The sequence below is a fragment of the Mycolicibacterium canariasense genome, assembly GCF_002101555.1.
In the GTDB taxonomy this organism is placed as follows: Bacteria; Actinomycetota; Actinomycetes; order Mycobacteriales; family Mycobacteriaceae; genus Mycobacterium; species Mycobacterium canariasense.
In genome coordinates, this window is record NZ_LQOL01000085.1 from 13615 (window position 1) to 33674 (window position 20060).

Consider the following 20060-nt stretch of genomic DNA (forward strand, 5'->3'; position numbering starts at 1 on the left):
GTTACGCACCTGCCCGGCCGGCAGTCGGAGATGCCGCCGCGTCCGGCACTGGCGCGGCGCTGGGCGCAGCTGCGGGTGGCGGTGGCGGTGGCGGCGGTGGTGCGCCCGCGGCGGCCGGCCCGCTGTCACGTCCCGGCGCGGTCGAGTTGGGCAGCGCACCGTGCTGCCACGGGTTGGCCTTCACCAGCCCGGCCAACCCGGCGAATGCCAGCGCGAACACCAGCAGCTGTGTCAGGGACTGGACCGAGATGTAAACGGTCGGATCGCTGCCTGGAATCGGCACGATGCGCAGTCCGCTGAACCACCCACGTTCGTACTCGGGCGTCACGAATCCGTTCAGGGTAAGAAACGATGCACCGCGGCCGCGCGGGACCGCTGCCGCTATCACCAGAACCAGCAGAAGCTGCACGCCCATAGCGCCGAGCGCCAGGCGAGTCAGCAGCCGGGGGGTGTTCACATTCGCCACGGTAGACACCCGTCGCGCCGCGCGTGGTGACGCGGCGCGCCGGTCCTCTAGCCTGCGCGCCATGAAGACACCCAAGATCACCACCAAGCACACTCTGCTGGCGGCGTCGCTGCTGTCGATCGCGCTGGCGGTGCCGGTCGCGGTCGCCGGTGCGCAGCCCACCCCCGAGCCGGCAGCCGAGCAGGGCACCGACGCGGCACGGCCGACCCCGGCCACGCTCACCGTGACCGCTACCGTGGCCCCCGGCCAGTGCCAGCCCCATTCCGGCGGTCCGGCAGCCGTCCCGGTCACCGACACCGCCCGGGAGGCTCCCGCGCCAGGCGCCGCGCCGGCCCAGCCCGTCGAGCACGTCGAAGGCTCACCCGCGCCGAATGCGACCGGAGCGGGCACCAGCCGCTTCGACCCCTACACCTGCGCACCGGTTCCCCCGCAGGCCGCCGACGCCGACGCTTCGGATGCGCCGTCGGCCTCAGCGCTGCAGGGCGCTCCCACCGCGGTCATCCCCAGCTACACCCCGACGCTGAATCCCTACCCGGGCAGCAGTGGCGGTATCAGCACCGGCGGAGCGGCGGAGTCCTCGGACCCGCTCAGCGCCCCGACCACCACGGCGACGATCCCGCCCGCCGCGGATTCCGGTGTACCGACCACCACCACGGCAGTCATCGTTCCGGTCCGGTGAGCACTCCGCCGCTGCAGGAGGCACTGCTGGCTGCGCACGCATTGGAAACAGCGTGGGGCGAGGCCGCATTCACCGCCGCTGAAGCGGTCGGGCTGTGGATCGACGATTTAGACGATCCACATGTCGCTGTGGCGGTTCACGGCGGGCAGATCGTCTATATCGGCATCAGTGATGGGATGCTGCGCGGGCCGATCGATCAGCTGCAGGACACGCTCAACGCGTGCATCTTCAACGCATTCGGTATGTGGCGTGCGCAACGTGCCGGGTAACGCACAGTAGACCGCCCCGAAACCGCACATCCTCCGCGACATCTCCGTTGCGGAGGATGTGCGGTTTCGGGCTCGGCACCACGAACGGCGCCACCCGATTTCCCGGCGGATGGCGTTCTGTCGGATCCATGCACTATTCTCTAAAATAGAGAATGCAGTGAATGACGACCAAGGGGAATCATGACCATCACCGCTGGACCCAGGACCGCGAGCCTCTATTTCACCAACGGCTCCAGCGATAAGGAGTATCACGCACGCCTGGAGAGCAGCGGCGACGGATATGTCGTCAACTTCGCCTACGGCCGCCGGGGCTCGGCATTGACCACCGGCACGAAGACCACCACCGCGGTGGACTACGCCAAGGCCACGGCGATCTTCGACAAGCTGGTCAAAGCCAAAGAGGCCAAGGGCTATACCCGCGGCGAGGACGGCACCCCCTATCAGAACAGCGCCAGCGACCGCCAGCCGTCGGGCCTGTTGCCCCAGCTGCTCAACGTCGCCGACCAGGCCGCTGCGAACGAAGCCATCAACAGTGACAGCTGGTGCCTGCAGGAGAAGTACGACGGCCGCCGCATGATGATTCGCAAGACCGGCGACACCGTCGAGGCCATCAACAAATTGGGACTGGTGGTAGGGGTGTCCGCAGCGGTGGCCCGTGCAGCTGGGTCCATCGACGGTGACTTCATCCTTGACGGGGAGATCATCGGCGATGTGCTGTACGCCTTCGATATGTTCGAGTACGCAGGCAATGACCTGCGCGACAAGCCCTACCGCGAGCGCTACCGCATCCTGCTCGATCTGATCGCCCTGAACCGCGATGACGCGATCGCGCCGACCCACAACTGGACCTCCCAGAGTGACAAGCGCCGGAAGCTGGCCGAGCTGCGGGACGCCAAGGCCGAGGGCGTGGTGTTCAAGCGCCTGGATGCACCGTATTCGCCGGGGCGGCCCAACAGCGGCGGCCCGCAGCTCAAGTTCAAGTTCGTCGAGACGCTGAGCGCCCTGGTGACCGCGGTCAACACCCAGCGCAGCGTGGGCCTGAGCCTGCACGGCAACGACGGCCTGACCTTCGTCGGCAACGTCACCATCCCCGCCAACCACAACGTGCCGCCGGTCGGCACCGTCGTCGAGGTCCGCTACCTCTACGCCGCCCCGGCGCTGTACCAGCCCGTCTACCTCGGTGTACGCGACGACATCCTGCCCGCGGAGTGCGTGATGGCGCAGGTGAAATTCAAGAGCGGCATCGACCGGTGACCCCCGGCGAGGATGCTGCCGAAGGACGCAGCCGCGGCCCTCGCCGGATTCGGCACTCAGCTGCCTGGATGGGATGCTTCGGCCGTGTCTGAACTTGTACAGCTTTGGCGTGGCGCCAACTCGAAGAATTTTAGGGCCGACCACCTCGAACACTTCCCCGAGGGGACGTCGACGGCCGACATCGCCTCGTGGATTCACACCAAAGAACCGGACCTGGCACTTGACAGAGAGAACCGAACGTTCTCTGACCTCATCGTGTTCGTCGAGATTGCACGTCGCAATCCAGGCTCCGCGACGCAGATCGGCCGGCTGGTCCTCACGATCACGAGCTGAGAGCTGCACCGGGCGTCCGCACACCGACGGCCCTTTTCAACGCGGTGGCCATCCAGGCGCTGCTCTGGCAGTCAGCCGCAGCCCGAGATCACCAGTCCGAGATCACCGTTGAGGACCCACCCATTGGCTCTACCCCGCGGTAGGTCTCGGACAACGGGTCGTTGGCCGCGTTCGCCGGGATGTAGTTCAGCGTGGCGGCGTCCTCGAGGTTGATCGGCGTGAGCCGGTGAATGTCGGCAACCGCCATCTTGGCCAGGTCGACCCAGCCGTCATCGCGGTACTCCTCGTAGGGGTCTTTCTCCGCGGGGTCCACCGGCATCGGGTACTCCAGCGAGGCCCACAGTCGCGGGTAGAGCCGCGGAATCCGGTCGGACACTTCCCGTTTGAACTGCTCCCAGTTCGGGCGGACGCTCGGAGGGAGGTTGTCCGAGATCGTTTCAGCTGGCGAGTACGACCAGTACGACTGGTAGATCTGAGCGGAAACCCTGCCGGAGTCGTCGGCCACAGTCACCAGTGCCCGGCCCGGGGTCTTGGGAGAGATGGTCCCGCCCAAGCGCGCCACCTCACCTTGAATCTGCTCAGGAAATGCTTTGCGCACCACCATCGGTCCCGGCTTACCGAGCGACTGCACCACCTTGAACATGTCGAGCCAGTCGCTCGGCACGGTGTCGGCTTTCATGTCCTGGGTAGCAAGAATGGCGTTGACCCGGAACTCCCGGCCCACTTTGAGCAAATCCACCATGTCACGTTCGATGAGCTGAATTTCCCTGGGCTTGAACAGCGCTTTCATATTGGCGCGCACCGACGCGAACTCGTCGAGTACCAGCAGGATCGGCGTCATCGTCTCCCGCCAGGACGTGTCGCCGCGCTTGCTCATCTCCGTTCCGCGGCGCTGCCGCTGCTTGAGAATCAGCCACACAAGGTGAATCACCAGGACGTGCTCGTGGAGGTTCGACGACACCGCAGAGACGTTGGGGAACTTCATAAACGGGCTGTAGTCCGTGCCTTTCCCATCGACAGCGAACACCCGGTATCCGGCTGCGAAATACTGCATCAGCTCGGCCCTGACCGCCACGGACTTGCCGCCGCCGGTTGCGCCGACCACTTCGCGGTGTGGAACGTCTTTGGGTTTGATCCTGATCGGGCCGTTCTCCCCCATCCCGATGGCGATCGACAGTCGGGGGAAGTTTCGCGCAGCCTCTTCACGGGTCTGCACGACCGGCCACATCTCAGGCATCACCAACGACGGGACCGCAGCGCCCCTGGTTGCGACCAGAGTGTCGAGCTGGCTGTCGAAGTCGATCCGCCAACCATCGCCGAACGGGGTGGCCAGCGCGTCGTTGATGCGGCTCTTGGTCGCCTCAGTCGCGAAAAAGCCCGGCTGCAGTGAGCGCAGCCCGTAGGCCGTCAACTCGCCGCGAGCAGGGTCGTCGCCCTCGAAAGCGAACTCGCCGACGACTGGCACCAACGTCTCGCTGATCGAGTGGGCGATCCGCAGCAGCCGCATGACCGACGGATTCGACGTGTCCAGTCCGGGTCCGGTGAACGCCTCGCGTCCGTGGCCGGCGTCCATTGCCAGCCCGGCAAAGACGTCGACCGCGCCTCCTGCAGCGGCGCGCATACGCTCATGGGCTTTCCAATGCCGCCGAGCGCGGTACATCAGTCCCAGACCACCAACTGCGGCCACCCAGCTCACCGCGGTTCGCACAGGGGCGTCGGCGCCGAAGCCCAGGGTGGCCACCGGAGCGAGTAGTCCCGCCGCTGCCAGACATCCCAGGCACAGCGCCTGGGACTGATGCGAGGCTCGAGCGAAACCGCTGGTGTCCCGGTCGGATTCGGGGGTCATCGACGATTGCCATCGTCGCGGCGGTGGTGGCGTCCGGGCGGTGTCACGTCCTCGCTGGGAATCTCGACCTGCGGTAACGGCTGCGGCGGCGCAGCCGGCGGACGGTCAGGTCGCGACTTCTGCCGGCGCGGGGGCTGGGGCTGCGGCTCCGGAGGTGGTCCCAGGACCGCCCGCGGAGGCAAGTTGGCCTGCCGTCCCCTCTGCGGAACCTGTAGCGGCGCCACCGGAGACGACGCGGGCCCGGACCGCCGCGGGCCTGGGCCAGGACGAGTCGGCGGCACGGGGTCCATCGGCGGCAGCTGCGGGTTCGCTGTCGGCGGACGCAGCGGTGTCACCTGCGCGACAGCGGGTCGGCGCGGCACCGCTGCGGGCGCTGCGGTGGTGTCGGGAGTGGCCAAGCCTGGCGTCGCCACGGCTGGAGCGGGCGCCAGACGCACCTTCGGAGCCCCGGCGGCCCGCCCCGGCAGGGCGACCACTTCGCCCAGTCGCAGGTCGACACCCTCGATCGGGGCCGCCACGGTGCCATCGGCGTTGACGTCCTCACCGATCAACGTCCGCCGCTCGATCGGTGTCAGCTCCCACAACACCCGCGAGGTCTGCGCGTCGGCAGTCACGATCACCTCGGAGCGACCAGCCGAGGTGTCCACGGTCAGGCTGTTGGTTGCACCGCGCCCGGCGGCGCCGGCGGTCACCAACAGCACTGCCTTGCCCGCGGCCAGACTGCGGTGGCGCTCCCACCACTCGGGGGTGCACACAACCACATCGGCCGGTGCGGTCTCCACATCGCCGAACGACAACGTCGATGTAGCTCGGTGGGTCACCATCCGCTGCCACTGCGGATCATCGATCATCACCGCGATGCGGTGCTCCTGTGTCGACAACCGACCCACCATCTGCAGAGCGAACAGTGTCGGACCGGCCAACCACAGCGGCTCGTCAGCCGGGGAGACCGCGACGAACACCCGTGTCTTGTCGGCACGGGTTCCGACGAACAAGCCAGCCCCGCCAGCCGGGATGCCGAAGCCCAGGAGCCGGTGATCGTCGATGAGAACCCCCGTCGAGCGCAGCGGCGTCTGCGTTGCGCACGGCAGCGCGCGACTCACCCCAGGAACCTGCTGGCCGCCGGCCACCCGCAATCCGTAGCTCTCCGCTTTGGACAGCGCATCACCGCCACGCACCAGGTAACTGACCAGAGGCTGAGCTTTGGCGAGACCGGAGCCCTGTGGGGTCAGTGTCAGCGTCGTGTACTGGCGGTGTGCCTGCAGATGGTTCCAACTGCCGGCCGACTCAGCGTTCCAGTGCCCGCGAGCGGGAACAAAAGTACGCGTGTGAACCCCCGATGTGGGCCCGCAGTTGCGCCACTTCGGTTCCGCGAGGGGACGTGACACCTGGGCCAGCACCGTGTCGTGGAAGTCGCGCACCTGCTGAGCGCTCATCAGCCGGCCGCCGAACCCCTGCTCAGCCAGCGAGTGACAGACACGGGTGCTGGCGATGGTCAGCGTCTGGCACAGACCGTCGGGCAACGAGGCCCGCCGCGCCCGCGAGTACGCCGGGCCCAGGATGTCGGCGTCAAGGTCGAGTGACACGGCGATCACCGTGGTCCCGCCCAGCGGCACCGATACCGGACCGATAAGGGTGTCGAGCACCCCCGCAGCCGTGTCGCGGTCGGCGAACTTGTACCCCACGCAAATCACGTCGATGCGGGACAGACCGATGTCGAACTGGCGAAGCTGACGGCGCAGCACATCCGCCGAGATCATCGGCGCCTTGCTCACGCCGGTGGCGCTGACATCGGTGACCTGCCACGGACGCGGGGTGATCTCCACCAGCGCAGTGGCCGTGCGCCCGTCGAAGACGACTCCCACGCCGTCGCGGGAAAACAGCGCCGCCTGATCGGGTAGCCGACGCTGCGACAGACGCATCGCCGTCCACTGACCCACGGTGCGACCACGCACCTTGCCGCCGATCGCCGCTACGATCGCCGCTGCGGCCGCAGCACCAATTCCCGGATGCATTCCCGCGGTGCCCAGGACGGCGGCCGTCGACGCCGCCGAGGCCATCAGCCCGGTACGTGGGGTCAACGTCAGCAGCTCACGCGCCGGTTCGGCAGTGCGCGTCGTCCGCTGCGGCACGCTGCCCACAGCGTCGGATTCCTCGACGCGCCCAGGTCTACGTCGCAGTGCCATCACCGGTTCTCCTCTCGGCGGTTTCCGCCACGTGCCAGGGCGACCACCACGACGACGAAGATGACCCCGCCGAGAACACACATCGCGGCCAGCGCGATGTCACGGCCCAGGTTGTCCGCCGGCGGCGGGGGCGCACCGGGAATCGCCGCGATGGGCGGAACACCATCGGCCACCATCGGGATCTGATCGTCGATCGGGGCCGTCAGCGCAGCATTGGGATCGACAACGCCCGCTCCCATCAGCGAACTCATCGCCTGCGACGGGGAGTGGGCGGTGCGCTTGATGCGCTCGATGACCTGGTGGGAGGTCAGCTCGGGATGGCGCTCACGGATCAGCGCCGCCAGACCTGCCACGTAGGCCGAGGCGAAGCTGGTCCCGGCTATCGGCTCGATTCCCTTCTCGGTCTGCTGTGCGTTGATCAGCGAACCGTCGATCTTGGCCGGATCGAGGCTGACCACGTTGATCGCCGGGGCTGCCACGCTCACCCACGGCCCCGACATGGACCGCACATACGGGTCACCGGTCAGGGTCGTGCCGCCAACGCTGAGCACGAACTGCTCAAACAGCGACGGCAGCGAGAGCGACTCGACCTGGCCCCACCCGCGGGTATCGGCCGGATCAGCCGGTGAGGCGTCGGGGTTGGCGGCGCAGTCACCACCGACGTTGCCCGCCGCTGTGACGATCACGACGTCCTTGACCACAGCGGCGTAGTACAGCGCGCCGGCCAATGGGTGGAGATCCACCGGGTCATTGGGTTTGACACATGCGGTCACCGAGATGTTGATGACGTCGGCGTTGAGGTTGGCGGCGTGCACGATCGAACGGGCCAGCGTGGTCAGGTTGGATGCCGCCTGGGCTTCGCGTGCGTTTCCGGTGCGCCCGGCGTCGACTTGATACGCCGCTGAAGTCTGGCGGATCGAGACGATGGTGGCATCGGGCGCCAGGCCCACGAACCCGTCATCCGGCGACGGCCGAGCCGCGATGAGCCCGGCGATCAGCGTTCCGTGGTGGTCGCAGTCGAACAGTCCATCACGTCCCTCGATGTAGTCGCCACCGCCGAGCAGCTGCGGCAACCGGTCGTTGCGGTTGACTCCCGAGTCGATCACCGCGACTGTCTGCCCTTTGCCGGTGGCGAAGCCGTGCAATTTCTTGACGCCCCATACCGTGTTGAGCGGCACGGAGTCGAACTGGCTGCCTTCCAGCCGTCCCGATGTCGCGCACAGTGCGGTCTGCTTCATCGGAAACTCGGGACCGGGCGGCGTATCGGCAGGGGCGATGTCGACAGCCGGGTCGTAGACGTAGGGCGCCAACGCCGAGGCCGGCGGGACGGGTGTCAGCAAGGCGACGATGGACGCAACCGCCGCTGCGTGCAGCACCCGCCGACCGATCCCGAAGATGCAGGCGCTCATCGGTTCCGCACCTTCGACCAGCCGTCCATGATGAGCACCAGCAGCGGGAACACCGTCACCACCGCCAGCGTGGCCAGAATCTCCAGTCGTCGCTTGCTCAGCGGCGAGTGCAGTGTCTGAGCGCGGATCGCCCAGATCGCCGAGAACAGCAGGCCTACCAACAACGGGATCGAGCCGGCCAGCAGCACGGCGGTGTCGGCCGGCGTGGCCGACAGCGAACGGCCGATCAGATATGCGGTCCAGGCCAACGGACCAGTGATCATCAACGGCAGCGCCGCTGCGCGCACCACCAGGCCGCGCCCCACCGCGACCACCACGACAGATGCGGTTGCCACCAGCGCGAACATGTGCCACTCGTAATTCGCGGTGAAGTAGCCGCCCGCGGCTGCCGCGGCGACCAGCGACAAGCCGGCGGCGCTGACCATGCCGATCAGCGCGTTCAGCGTCTCGATGACTCGTGCCTCCTGATTGAGCATCGATTCGATCGCCGAGGCCGAGGTGGACCGCCGCGAGACCGCAGCCACCGACATGTCGTTGCGGCGCAGCAGCGGCTCGCCGGTCGTCGGGAGGTAGTTCACCCGCACCCGACCCACCAGCCGCGACGTCTGCGTGCACCACAGGATCACCAGAAGGCTGGTGAACGCCAACTGCGCGGCCACAGCCTGCGGGGACACCGCCAACACCATGTGCAGGAGGCCGACCAGGACCGCATAGAGCGCGACGGCGCCAACCCCGACATGCAGCCCGGCCGGACGGTTTCCGGTGATCGAGGACAGCAGCACCGCCAGCGTCCCGAGAGCAGCAGCGACTGTCGTGAGGTGCCAGATACCGAGATCCCGCGGAACCGCCAGCAGGGCCGACGAACCAGCTGTGATGTAGGCGGCGACACACAACCCCGCGGAAACATCGCCGTAGGTGGTTCGGGTGTGGGTGAGCACCGCGGCGACCGAGGCGCACATCGCCACCAGTGCGGCCAGTGCGGCACAGACGATCCAACGGGCGCTTTCCCCCGAGGTGAGCACGTCACAGATCCCGATCACCGACACCGCGGCGACGGCCAGCGGGAGGGTGAACACCCCGAGTCGGCGTGTGTCACGCCCGTCGAGGACGGCGAACATCCGCTTGGACACCTCGGCGGTCCCGTCGGCGAGATCGTCACGCAGAACGGGGTATGACTCGGTACGTGTGCGGCGGGTCAGGTACAGGTCTGAGCCGGGGACGATCCCGGCCTGGTCCAGGGTTGCTTCCGGGTCGAGTCGGTCGCGGATCGGCCCGGCCTCCAGTGCCCACTCGACGCGTGTGTCTGTCAGGTAGTCGGCACTGGGTCCGGTCTTGACGATGTCACGCAACTTGTCGCGCAGCTGCGGCAGTAGCGCCACCACCGGAGTGTGGGCGTGGAGTTTGCACTGAAAGGCGGTGTCGCGGGCGTGCACATTCACCGCGACGAACGTGGTGTCGCTGAGAACCGAGGTCGGCTGTGTCATGTCTGGAGGATCTACCCGACGCCGAGTGCGGTGCCGGTTCGCGGCGCGTGCGCATTGATGAATGCGCCAGGAGCAGCCGTCGCCGTCCGTCCTCGTTTCAGCTGCTCCCTTAGCACGCGGTGCGGACATGCCATTAGGGGCTAAGGTGCTGCGTTCGTGTTTTCGATGCCGTAGGTTTCTTTATCGGTCGGGGAGGAAGAACAGCCGCAGAAAGTGGACATAAACCATGGTTAAATCAGCCAAAACGGCTTTAGACGGCTGGAAAAGACTGGGAACACTGATCCGCGCAACCCGCATCGAGCAAGGTTTCGCCAATGCCGATCGGTTCGCCGCGCAATGCGGTGTGGCGCTGCGGGTGATCTCCGACCTCGAGACCGGCAAACGCACCAACTACAAGCTGGAGACGCTGGCCAAAGTTGAGTCTGTTCTCGGTTGGCCGTCCGGCACCGCGGTCCAGGTGGTTTCCAATGAGCGCTTCACCCCGCCCAAGAAGGCGGGGCCCTCGAATCTCCTTTTCAGACAGGTCCATCAGGACCGCAATCCATACCTGGTCGAGGTCGACGACGCTGAACGACTCATCACCATGCTCCTCGAAATTGCAGGTCGATCCGGCACTCTCGGCAAGCGCCCCCCTGGCGCGAAAACTATGGACCTGGCAGCCACAGCGCTACCCTTGTGCCTGCCTTACCTCACACGCATGGTCGAAGACAACTGCCTTCCCGGCAAAACACTCAATCCCGCAGTGCGGCCACACTACGAGGCGATTCTCACGCTGCTTGACACTTTCGCACCGACTGATGGCACCGGCGACTACGTGCGGTGGCTGGCCGGCGACCTCCCCAACACCCCGAAACACATCGCCGACCTGTACAGCAAGCGCCACATCGCCGCACACCGCGGACCGGTACCGCGGCGGGTAGGGCGTAGGCAACGGTCCGCCGATTCAGACATCGGCGACTGAGGCCGCGACGGTCAGCCGGGGCCTGACCAAAATCACTGTGACGTAGCGCCGTTGATCCGAGACCCGCGTTCCTCGGCCAGGTACTGCACGATCACCGCGGCGGGCACGCGGCCGCGACTGCCGACAGGTATTCCCCGCGCCCGCGCCCACGCCCGCACCAGTGACGGGTCAACCGCGTTGCGCGGGCGCCGGGCCACCGCGCGTCGGCCAGCTCTGATGTAGATCGCCATCTGCTCGCGCATGGTCGCTGCGTTGGGCGCCGCAAGATCGATCTGGTAGGCGATCCCGTCCATCGCGAACTCCACGGTCTCGTCGGCCGGCAGGGTGTCGTCGAGGTCGTCAGTAAGTTCTTCCCGCATTCTGCGACTCACGTGGAATATCCCTCCGCTTTTCCGACCGATAATCTCTGGATAAACACCCCGGGAAGATATGTCGCAGTTAACGGTAATGCCGCACGCGACACTTCCGCGCCTACGCCGCCGGTGACGCTTCGCTACCGGCCGGAGCCCGCCGCTGCAGGCAGCGCTCGCAAAACTTCGCTACAATAGTTGTAGTCATGTTTTAGTGCGCGAGAGGAGTCCAGCCGTGCAGGAGCCGATGCACGCGACGCTCGCACAGCACGACCGCCTGTCACTGGCCGACATCGCGGCCCTCTACGGACTCAGCACATCTACGGTGCGCACCTATAACGGCCAGGCAGCCATCGCCAGACGCAACGGCACCGCCAAAGCCCACGACTTCCCCGCCCCAACTGGTCGCGTCGGCAACTCCCCTGTCTTCGACGCCCTCGCCGTCCGCGACTGGTTCGACCACCGCCCCGGCCGCGGAGCCGGCGGCGGGCGACCGCCCAAGACCCCGGCCAAGGATCGTCCAACGCCGACACCACGCAAACGGCGACGCAAGAGTTCAGGAGCCTCACCCCCGAGTGATGACGAAACCTCGGCTCGGCGTGTGAAACGACCCAGCAAGGAGACACGATGAGTGACGACAACCACGGACGACGCCGTAACCGCCACAGCGCGACAGCGGTGTACACCGTCACCGACGACCGTGGCACCGCAGCGTGGACTCGGTCCGTCCCGCGGCGCGGGCGCCGTGCCGCCCCCGCGCCCGCGGACACCGCGACCATTGCCGGTGGGTGGCTGTTCGGCCCCGCAGAGCTGGTGTCCGCCGTGCGCCAGACACTCGACACCACGAGCAAGGGTGAGCACGAAATCCGTTACGGCGTCTGGGCACAGATGCCGGCAGACCGCGACTGCGCCGAGGCAGTGCTAGTCGCCATGCTCCTGGCGATGCCGCAGGGCAGTGTCGCAGCTGCGGTCTGGGACATCCTGGAAACCGAAGTGGTGCCAGACGGCGCCATACGCTGATCAGCGATCGGCTTCGCGCGAATCCAGCAGCCTCGGCGCCGATGCCAGAAGCGCCAGCACCAGTTGGCGGTGCTCGGGATCTGCACGGCGCTGCTGTTCGGCCCAACCTGATTCCGGGTTGTCGGTCAGACCTCCGAAACGCCCGGTTGCCAGTGCCTCCATTCCCACCGAAAAGACCTCGGTGTGGGGCTGATTGGGCCCGTAGTCCCGACCGATGTAGGGATCGACGAAGGAGTCCTCGCGCACCGTCTCGACCACGCGGCGCCCGCGCCGGACACCGGTGTTGTAGACCGTGGGATCCAGTCCCGCGGTGCGCCGCGCCAGAAACGCATGGCACGCAGTGGCGATCGCCGGTGCCTGCTCCTCGATGCGGTGGGCCATCTCGTGAACGGTGACGTTGTCGGCCCCGTTGGTGGTCAGTTCCGCGACCGGGTTCCCCGATAGCGGCGGCACCCGCTTCTTACTAACCACGAAGAGCATTCCGTCGACCGCCCGGATCTCGGGACTTGATCCCATCTTGGCGGCAAATCGTTTGTCCATGTATGGATTGTGCGATGGCGACCATGCGGCGAACGCGGCTTCGAGTGCCGCGCGATTGGCGGCGGTGTCGGGCACCCCGCCGCGCGACGGAGGGGCGGAGCGGGCTTCGGTATACCGGGACGCATAGCCGGCGTTCAGCTGAATCCTGCTGGATCGCGTCTCAGCATCGGTCTCGTCATCGGTCTCGTGATCGACGGCGCGTGCCGCGGCGATTAGGTCGCTCGCGTCCAGGTAGTGCGCGGCCGGCACTCGCTCATGCGCTCCGCTGGGCTGGTAATGCGCCCGCGAGGACGTGACACGCACACGCAGCGGGCGGCCATTGTCACGGGCTCGTTCGACGAGCTGGTCCGGGTAGGCGGAGTGGACGGAGTCGACGAACTGCGCCTGTTTGGCCTTGGTCATCCCGGTTCCCCACACCACGGGCTGCGCGCCCTCGCTGAGGTCCGTTGTCCCGAAACTCAGATCGGGGTTCGCCTGCTCCAGCGTGGACCGCAGTGCCGCGGCGTGCGCCTTGGACCGCTGGGTGCGCACCAGCTGTTGTGCGTCGAGCAGGGTGCGGGTCATGGCCTGGAATCGCCCCGCTGCTTCGCGGTCGAGGCGCCCATCGCGGATGCGCGTGTACACGTCGTGAGCAGTCATCACCGTGCCGTCCTGGTGGGTGAAATCTGCGTCCACGACTACGCGCGCGACCCAAGCCGGCGACCCGACAGCGTCGCGGTCGCCGGGGTCGGGCAATGCACGGCGCAAATGCTCGTGCAACGTGACGTCCGCGACCGCAGCGAGATGGCGACCCTCCTCTTGCAGCGCAGCCTCATAAGCGCGCCGCTGCGGGCTGTCGCTGTACGGGGACAGCCCGGCCATGGCGGCGTAGGCCGTGCGAGTCTCCTCGGCTGACAACTGTGCACGGACGGTGGCGTAGGCGCGCACCTGTTCGCAGTCCTCATCCGACATCTCGGCTATCGGACGGCTGTAGCGGTCCTCGATCAACGCATCGACGACGGTGCCCAGCGGTGGTGGCAGTTCGGGATCGGGCTCTACTTCGGGTGCGGGTGCAGCCGCGGGATCCAGATCCAATGCCGCTGCGCCAGCGAGGTCTTGCTCACCCTCAGCAAGCGCGGCCTGCATCCGCTCCTGGACTTCGACGAAGCGGCGGGTGAACTCCGCGGTATTGGCTGCGCGACGGGCAGCTTCCGCGTTGCGCGCTGCGTACCGCGAACGTGCATAGGCACGGCGGCGTTCACCGCTGGCGCATGGGCACCGTCGCCCGCCCTCCGACATCGAACGGCACATTGGGCCTTGACCTCCCGTTTCGTAGTCCCCGGTCGAGGTTCGCGACGGTAGGTGAGTAGAGGATCAACCAGGTCGCGCGACGCGTCTGGACGGCCGATACCGGATGCGGGAACCCAAGCGATGTGGCGGCCCTACCCGCCTGCACCGACAGCGCGACGCAATACGCATGCGCCGCCAACAGGCGGCGCCGAAGAAGCCGGACCAGGTCAGGGACGTGACATCACTGGAATTCGACACGCATTCATGGGTAAGCTCACTGACGACTCGCTCCTTGAGTCGGTTGAGATGTCAGCGGTGAACGGTCCGGAAGCCTGCGAAGGCGACCGGACCGTTCTGCTTTCGGCAGCGCAGCACCTAGCGGCGAAATCGGGGGCGGCGGGCAGGAGCACGACGCTCCCCCATCCGCGGGGCGTCCGCACACACGCCGCGCTGGCATTCCACGCCGAACGCGCACAACGCACACAGCACGGCGGCGTTTCGCACGTGACCGGTATACCCGACGCTTTCGTCGCGCTCACCGCAGCATTCGCACGACAGCTTGCCCTTCGAGCCCCATTCAGCAACCAGCTCGGCGAAGTGCTCGACCCGCTCCTGGTCGGCTGCCGCGCCGGTGCGCCAGGGCGGCACGGGTGTCAGCGGGTGAGCCAGTGCGTCCCAGAGGAGCAGGTGATTGAGCCGGCGGTTGGAGGCAGCTGCAACAAACGACTGGCTGTTGGGAGATTGTGACATCGGCGCGACCCTTTCGTGATTCTCTATTTTAGAGAATAGATCACGGCGAGATCAATCACTGTCAGCGACAGCACTGGCGTGTCGCACCGGTGCTGCCACTCGCCGAGTGCAAGGCCTCAGTTCGAAGTGTCAGACGCTTTGGATGAAACGTCAGAGACGGCGACCGTCTCCGCCCGCTGCCAGCTCCCCGGCGCCCAGACGACGTATACCGGCGTCCCTTCCCCCGCCGGCGGGTCCCCGTAGGTGGCGATACGCAGGCAGCCCTCCCGGTCAACTTCATCGACTTCACAGTGCGAGTAAGAGACGGCTTCCCCACCTGCGAGGGGATACACGTCCGTGCGGCGGCTGCCAGAGGCTTGACGGTGCGTCGTGCTCATGATCGAAATCCTTTGCAGTAGTTCATATGGCGGATTGGCATGTGGCGGTCAGGCCGTGCGAGTGACATCGAGACTGCGAAGGTGCGGCGCCCCCGGAACGATCAGCCAGTTCGCGCGGCGGGAGAATCCCGCCGAAGTCAGGGCGGCGTACGCGCCCAGCTCATCGACAACGCCGTTGACGTCGGCGATGACATCACCGCTGCTGGTGCATTTCACCCAGAGCGCGCCGGTAACGGTGTTCCAGTGGGCGGTCAATAGAGCGCTCACCGCGGTGGCTTCCGCGTCCCCGACGCACCCTGGGATGCGCGCACAACGTGCTCATGGTCAGTAGATGGCATCGACTCCTCCGTTCACTGGCGCCGGCGCGGCCAATCTCCGCGCCGCTGGTCACGGGAATGTCTACCCACCCGCGCAGCACGGAGGCGAGTCCTGCGCACGCCACGCCGAGAACACACCGACACACCTCGGCGGTGAATGCCGTCGACGCCTCGGCCTTCGCGTGAATATCGCAGCTAGCGCAAACATTTGGGTCCGCCGCGGGCGGTGCCGATCAATGCACCGGAACGCCGACATCGGGTCACTCCACTGGCGTAGATCGCACGAACTTTTCCAATTGGCGCACCGTTGACCTGCGGAAAGTGTCAGAGTTTTCGATGATCGCGGCGTGAGCTGGGCGGTTGCGTTGAGGTCGCCAGAAGGGGGAGGGGGTCTGACGGTAACCGTCTCTACACGGTGGCCTGTGGCGTGGCTCACAGCGGTTTATCGGGGCGGTGAATGGTGACAGTTTCTTTTACTCGTTCATGTTTTTAGTTAGTGTATCTAGTTATATGTATTTATCAGGCATTTCTACTTTTACGCATCCGACAACAAGACCGTTTTTGTAGTGAAAAGTGTTTCATTGAATTTCTTCATGTTTGACGACCCCCTCCCCCTTCTGGCGACATGGATGCTGCACTGCAGGTAGCGCCGTGATTGCACGCCGCGCTGACAGTTTCTGCTGGTCAGCGGTACGTCAATCGAAAATATTCGTGCGTTCTGCGCCAGCGGTTTGGCGTCCGACAACTGTCTACGAAATCCTGTGAGCCGAGTCACTCACATTCTGGCCCCGCTACAACCGCCAGCTGCCACACCGTGACTCAGCTAACCGCCCCGCCGCGCTGCTGACATGTCCTGCGCCCGAGTCGAGTCGCGCTCAATCCCAGCGGGGAGCAGGTGGCACACTGCGGGCATGTCCGAGCCCCTGCCGCCCGTGTTGAACCCGACCGCTCGGGGCCGGTACATCATCGGGCTCGATGTTTCGCTCACCGGTACCGGCATCGCCGCACTCGACGTTCACACCGGTGCGTTGCTCACCGCGGTGCACGCCTCCCCAACCCCCGCGGACGATGCACTGGGCGCCCACGTCAACCGCCACCGCAACCTGACCGACGGGATCGTCAACCAGGTGCTGGATTCAGACCCTGTGCTTGTGGTGATCGAAGACTTGCAGTTCTCGGTCAAAGAGAAAGACAGCTCGCTGACCCGGCGCGGATTCCTCTGGTGGGCCGTGGTGGAAGGGCTGTGCCGCGGCGGGGCGCCGGTGGTCCGTGTGGCGCCGCAGCTGATCAAGCAGCTGGCCACGGGCAAGGGAAACGCCAGCAAGTCCGAGGTGGCAGCGGCGTACGCGGTCGCCTGGCCCGACGCGGTTCGCGGGAAGAATCTTCAGGACCGCGCCGACGCAGCTTTCGCCGCCGCGCTGGGTGCAGCTCGAATCGACTGTGACGTACTGCCGTTCAAACTCACCGTCAAGCAGCGTAAGGCTGTTCACGCCGTCGGCGCTTCGACGATCCCACCCCGCATCGGCCATTCGGTCGCGGCCTGAGATCCGTTCGTCCTCAACGGGCGCTCGTGCAAGATTGCTGGTTCTCCGCGCAGCGCACGCGTCGGCGTGTCGGACTTCGGCCTCCGAACACGTCGGTGGTGATCGTTACCTTGGCGCCATGACGTCACCACATGCACTTGCCGGTGCACCGGCAATGGATCCGGCATCGCTGGCCGCAGCAGCTGCCGCCGTGGTACTGACCCCGCGTCCTGCGCCAGTCACCCCCGTCTTTCCGGGCGCGACACCGCCCGCGCTGACACTGGTCCCACCTCCAGCGACCGCCGCGCCGGCAGCCGCTGCGCCGATGCCCGCACCCGCGCTTCACCCGGTCGCTTCCGCAGCGCCGGCGATCGGCACCGTCGCGGTCACCACGCAGGCCGACACCGCAGCGGTCGCCATGCCGGCACCACCCATCGGCACAGTTGCATCCCCCGTTCCTGCACCGCCGCACGCCATCGGAACCGTCGGCCCCTCGGCTGAGCCGAACAGTGGAACCGCCGCAGTTGCCCTGCCTGCCCCGCCCGCCATCGGATCGGTAGCACTCACACCCTCCCAGCAGCTCGACCGCATGGAGGACCCGCCGGCGGTCGCACGCGTCCCCTACGCGCCGCCAACAGCCGCGATCCCGGACGCTCCCCCTCCTCCTGGCAAGTGGGTGGCGAAGTACACCCGCGACATGAGCAAGTACGTGGTGCCCGGGCTGGACGGGCTGCGCAGCACCGAGACGTTTGTGCGTGCCACCACGCACGCCAAGGTGCTCGACGACAGCACTGCACTGACGAAGTGGCAGTTGCGTGGCACCGTATTGGGCCTGGCCCGCAACCCAGAACTGCTCGACGGGCTGGACCTGGGCGGCGCCGATCACGTCAACGAGCTGACTTTTGGCTCCAAACTCGCGCTCAGTTCCGTCGGCAACGCAGCGATGCGCCGTGCCGGCGGTGACGACGGCAGCGATTTCGGGACCAAGCTGCACGGCTATGTGGAAGCCCTCATCGAAGGGGTGATCCCGTTCGATGAGGTGCCGGAACTGTTCAAGCCCTATGTCCGCGTGCTCTTCGCCGCAGTTCGCCGCCACGGGCTGAACTTCGTGCGCGGCATGACCGAACGGACGGTGTTCATTCCGGCCACCGGCATGGTCGGCACCTTCGACTTCCTGTTCCTCACCCCGCACGGCGAGTTGATCATCGGCGACCTGAAAACCTCCAGTTCCATCGACTACTCGTGGCTGGCGATCGGCGTTCAGTTGGCGCAGTACGCGCACGCAATCATGATGCTGTCCTGGGACGGGACGTTCTGGGAACAGATGCCAGAGGTGTCCAAGGTCTATGCGGCGGTTGTGTCGGTGCCCAAAGACGAGCCCTCGCCAGTCGCCCGGATCTACTACGTCGATCTGGCACTGGGCGCCGAGCTGGTCGACATCGCAACTCGCGTACAGGGCATCCACGAAACCTCCCGCCGCGTGGCAAGCACTGGCGAGCTGCGCACGCCCGGCGACGAGTTGATCGCCTGGGCTGCCGGTGATCCGGTAACGCTGTCCGAAGCAGCCTCCATGGTCTGAGGTAGCGGCGGTCACCGGTTCTCCGACTCGCGCTGCGCACCTTCATCCACAGCTGGGCTGGCTACGATGCCGCACACCGCTGCCGGAAAGGAAGAACCGTGGACCCTGTGAACGTTGATGTTGAGACTCGACACACCCCTGTCAACCACCGCGGACGGCGATGGGCAGAACGTGCAGCGGTGCTGGCCGACCGCCGTGGCGACACGGCGCTGGACACCGAGACCTATGTCTGGTTGGTGTGGGCGCACGCCCAGCGCCGCGCCGGCCATCTGAACGTGGATCAGCAGCAGATGCTCGGCAAGCTGGAATCTCCGCTGCGCAATGTGGCAGAAGGGCCGTGGGAGCAGCGATTTCGTCAGATCGCCCTGCGCGATATGTCGGGCCTCACACTGGCCGGACAGTGGCGGACACAGTGGTTGACCCGCCAACGTCGCGCCCGCGCCCAAGGCACGTTGGATCACGGCAAAGTGACGCTGCTGGACCGGTTGCGTGGATTCGATTGGGCGCCCGGTGACGCCCAGTGGGAGGAGACGTTTGCCAAGGTGGCCAGCTTCGCCGATGAACACGGCCGCATCCCCAACCGCGCGGACGACGTGCGGATGTCGAACTGGCTTGCCACACAGAGGCTCGCGCTGCGTTCTGACCGGCTGCGCTATGACCGGGTCCAGGCGCTGACTGGGCTGCCCGGGTGGTCAGCTGGGATGTCCTCGACACGGTCACGGCAACCGTGGGAGCGCCAGTGCGAGCAGCTGAGGGTGTTTCTGGAGCGCGTTGGCCGCTACCCGAGCACAGAGTCTGCCGATCCCGCCGAGGTCAGCCTTGCCCGGTGGGTGACCGCCCAGCGCGATCAGGTCCGCCGCGACGGACTGGCTCCATACCGGATCCAGGCCCTATCGGCGCTACCCGGTTGGCGGTGGTCCGCACGCGACGCCGCGTGGGACGAGCGCTACGCCCAGCTGCGAGCAGAGATGTCGCGATCCGGCTCGATCGGCCCCAACCACCCGCTCTACACGTGGGTCGTTGCTCAGCGGCGGCGCCATCGGGACGGACGGCTGCGCCTCGAGCAGATTTCGGCACTGCGGGAGCTGAATCTGCTTGGCGAACGGTTGACTTGAGCGGCGTGACGCGGACGAAAGCTGCTGGCGCGTCTGGATTCGTGCGCGGACACGTCGCCGCGTGCCGGTTTCAATGCACGTGCATGACACAATGCATTGACTAGAAGGACGTGACAGTCACCGCCCCTGAAATGTGAGGACCACCGTGTGCGTTTCGGTCAATGAGTTCGGATCGACAAACCGTGCCCACCGCCGCTGCTCCGTGAGTGCGCACACCCGGGCAGCCGCCGCCGCCTCGCGCCAGGAGAACCGCGCCTGTCGTCTGCCAGGAGGATGGGACCAGTGTGAGCTGATTTTGCCAGGGTGATGGGACCACCTGGATTGCCAGTTATG

At 66.5% G+C, this 20060-nt stretch carries 18 protein-coding genes; 9 read left to right on the forward strand and 9 right to left on the reverse strand.

Annotated elements, in window-relative coordinates:
- Position 1: 1 nt before the first annotated feature.
- Positions 2-457, reverse strand: coding sequence for a hypothetical protein (locus tag AWB94_RS34375; protein ID WP_131805326.1), 456 nt, complete (start codon positions 455-457; stop codon positions 2-4).
- 70 nt (positions 458-527) lie between these two features.
- On the opposite strand from AWB94_RS34375, the gene AWB94_RS29485 reads away from it, so the two are divergent.
- From AWB94_RS29485 to AWB94_RS29500, 4 genes are all read left to right on the forward strand, one after another.
- Positions 528-1145, forward strand: a complete 618-nt coding sequence (locus tag AWB94_RS29485; protein ID WP_051558607.1) for a hypothetical protein — start codon at positions 528-530, stop codon at positions 1143-1145.
- Entirely contained in the window at positions 1142-1414 is a 273-nt protein-coding gene (locus AWB94_RS29490; protein ID WP_036376366.1) for a hypothetical protein, read from the forward strand. Before AWB94_RS29485 ends, AWB94_RS29490 begins: the two co-directional genes overlap by 4 nt.
- A 180-nt stretch (positions 1415-1594) precedes the next feature.
- The gene (locus tag AWB94_RS29495; RefSeq protein ID WP_062657754.1) at positions 1595-2668 is read left to right on the forward strand and encodes an ATP-dependent DNA ligase; all 1074 of its coding nucleotides are present in this window, start codon (positions 1595-1597) and stop codon (positions 2666-2668) included.
- Between the two features lie 84 nt (positions 2669-2752).
- On the forward strand, positions 2753-3001 hold the full coding sequence (locus AWB94_RS29500; protein ID WP_131805327.1) for a hypothetical protein: 249 nt from the start codon (positions 2753-2755) through the stop codon (positions 2999-3001).
- A gap of 88 nt (positions 3002-3089) precedes the next feature.
- On the opposite strand, the gene AWB94_RS29505 is transcribed toward AWB94_RS29500, so the two are convergent.
- From AWB94_RS29505 to eccD, 4 genes are read right to left on the reverse strand one after another with little or no spacing between them, the layout of a single operon-like run.
- Complete coding sequence (locus AWB94_RS29505) at positions 3090-4847, reverse strand: type IV secretory system conjugative DNA transfer family protein (protein WP_085122555.1); 1758 nt, start codon at positions 4845-4847, stop codon at positions 3090-3092.
- On the reverse strand, positions 4844-7033 hold the full coding sequence (locus AWB94_RS29510; RefSeq protein ID WP_230021196.1) for a type VII secretion protein EccE: 2190 nt from the start codon (positions 7031-7033) through the stop codon (positions 4844-4846). The genes AWB94_RS29505 and AWB94_RS29510 overlap by 4 nt, the downstream gene beginning before the upstream one ends.
- Positions 7033-8442: a type VII secretion-associated serine protease mycosin gene (gene mycP / locus AWB94_RS29515; protein WP_064961327.1), complete on the reverse strand. Its 1410-nt coding sequence runs from the start codon at positions 8440-8442 to the stop codon at positions 7033-7035. Before mycP ends, AWB94_RS29510 begins: the two co-directional genes overlap by 1 nt.
- Complete coding sequence (gene eccD, locus AWB94_RS29520) at positions 8439-9926, reverse strand: type VII secretion integral membrane protein EccD (protein ID WP_062657757.1); 1488 nt, start codon at positions 9924-9926, stop codon at positions 8439-8441. Before eccD ends, mycP begins: the two co-directional genes overlap by 4 nt.
- 226 nt (positions 9927-10152) lie before the next feature.
- On the opposite strand from eccD, the gene AWB94_RS29525 reads away from it, so the two are divergent.
- Complete coding sequence (locus AWB94_RS29525; protein WP_131805328.1) at positions 10153-10887, forward strand: helix-turn-helix domain-containing protein; 735 nt, start codon at positions 10153-10155, stop codon at positions 10885-10887.
- Positions 10888-10919: 32 nt separating this feature from the next.
- Here AWB94_RS29525 and AWB94_RS29530 read toward each other — a convergent pair whose 3' ends face one another.
- Positions 10920-11258, reverse strand: a complete 339-nt coding sequence (locus tag AWB94_RS29530; RefSeq protein ID WP_064961328.1) for a histone-like nucleoid-structuring protein Lsr2 — start codon at positions 11256-11258, stop codon at positions 10920-10922.
- 606 nt (positions 11259-11864) lie between these two features.
- On the opposite strand from AWB94_RS29530, the gene AWB94_RS29535 reads away from it, so the two are divergent.
- A complete protein-coding gene (locus tag AWB94_RS29535; protein WP_062657760.1) occupies positions 11865-12257 on the forward strand; it encodes a hypothetical protein in 393 nt (130 codons plus the stop codon).
- Here AWB94_RS29535 and AWB94_RS29540 read toward each other — a convergent pair whose 3' ends face one another.
- From AWB94_RS29540 to AWB94_RS34795, 3 genes are all read right to left on the reverse strand, one after another.
- A complete protein-coding gene (locus AWB94_RS29540) occupies positions 12258-14075 on the reverse strand; it encodes a hypothetical protein (protein ID WP_131805330.1) in 1818 nt (605 codons plus the stop codon).
- Positions 14076-14441: 366 nt separating this feature from the next.
- Positions 14442-14816 (reverse strand): hypothetical protein, encoded by a 375-nt coding sequence (locus AWB94_RS34790; RefSeq protein WP_131805331.1) that lies wholly within the window; start codon positions 14814-14816, stop codon positions 14442-14444.
- Between the two features lie 425 nt (positions 14817-15241).
- On the reverse strand, positions 15242-15460 hold the full coding sequence (locus AWB94_RS34795; RefSeq protein ID WP_131805332.1) for a hypothetical protein: 219 nt from the start codon (positions 15458-15460) through the stop codon (positions 15242-15244).
- A 961-nt stretch (positions 15461-16421) separates the two neighbouring features.
- Between AWB94_RS34795 and AWB94_RS29545 the strand changes: the two genes are divergently transcribed.
- From AWB94_RS29545 to AWB94_RS29555, 3 genes are all read left to right on the forward strand, one after another.
- Positions 16422-17054: a RuvC family protein gene (locus AWB94_RS29545; protein WP_234811930.1), complete on the forward strand. Its 633-nt coding sequence runs from the start codon at positions 16422-16424 to the stop codon at positions 17052-17054.
- A gap of 118 nt (positions 17055-17172) precedes the next feature.
- Positions 17173-18612 (forward strand): hypothetical protein, encoded by a 1440-nt coding sequence (locus AWB94_RS29550; RefSeq protein ID WP_264020993.1) that lies wholly within the window; start codon positions 17173-17175, stop codon positions 18610-18612.
- Between the two features lie 179 nt (positions 18613-18791).
- Complete coding sequence (locus tag AWB94_RS29555; protein ID WP_062657763.1) at positions 18792-19727, forward strand: helicase associated domain-containing protein; 936 nt, start codon at positions 18792-18794, stop codon at positions 19725-19727.
- Positions 19728-20060: the final 333 nt, after the last annotated feature.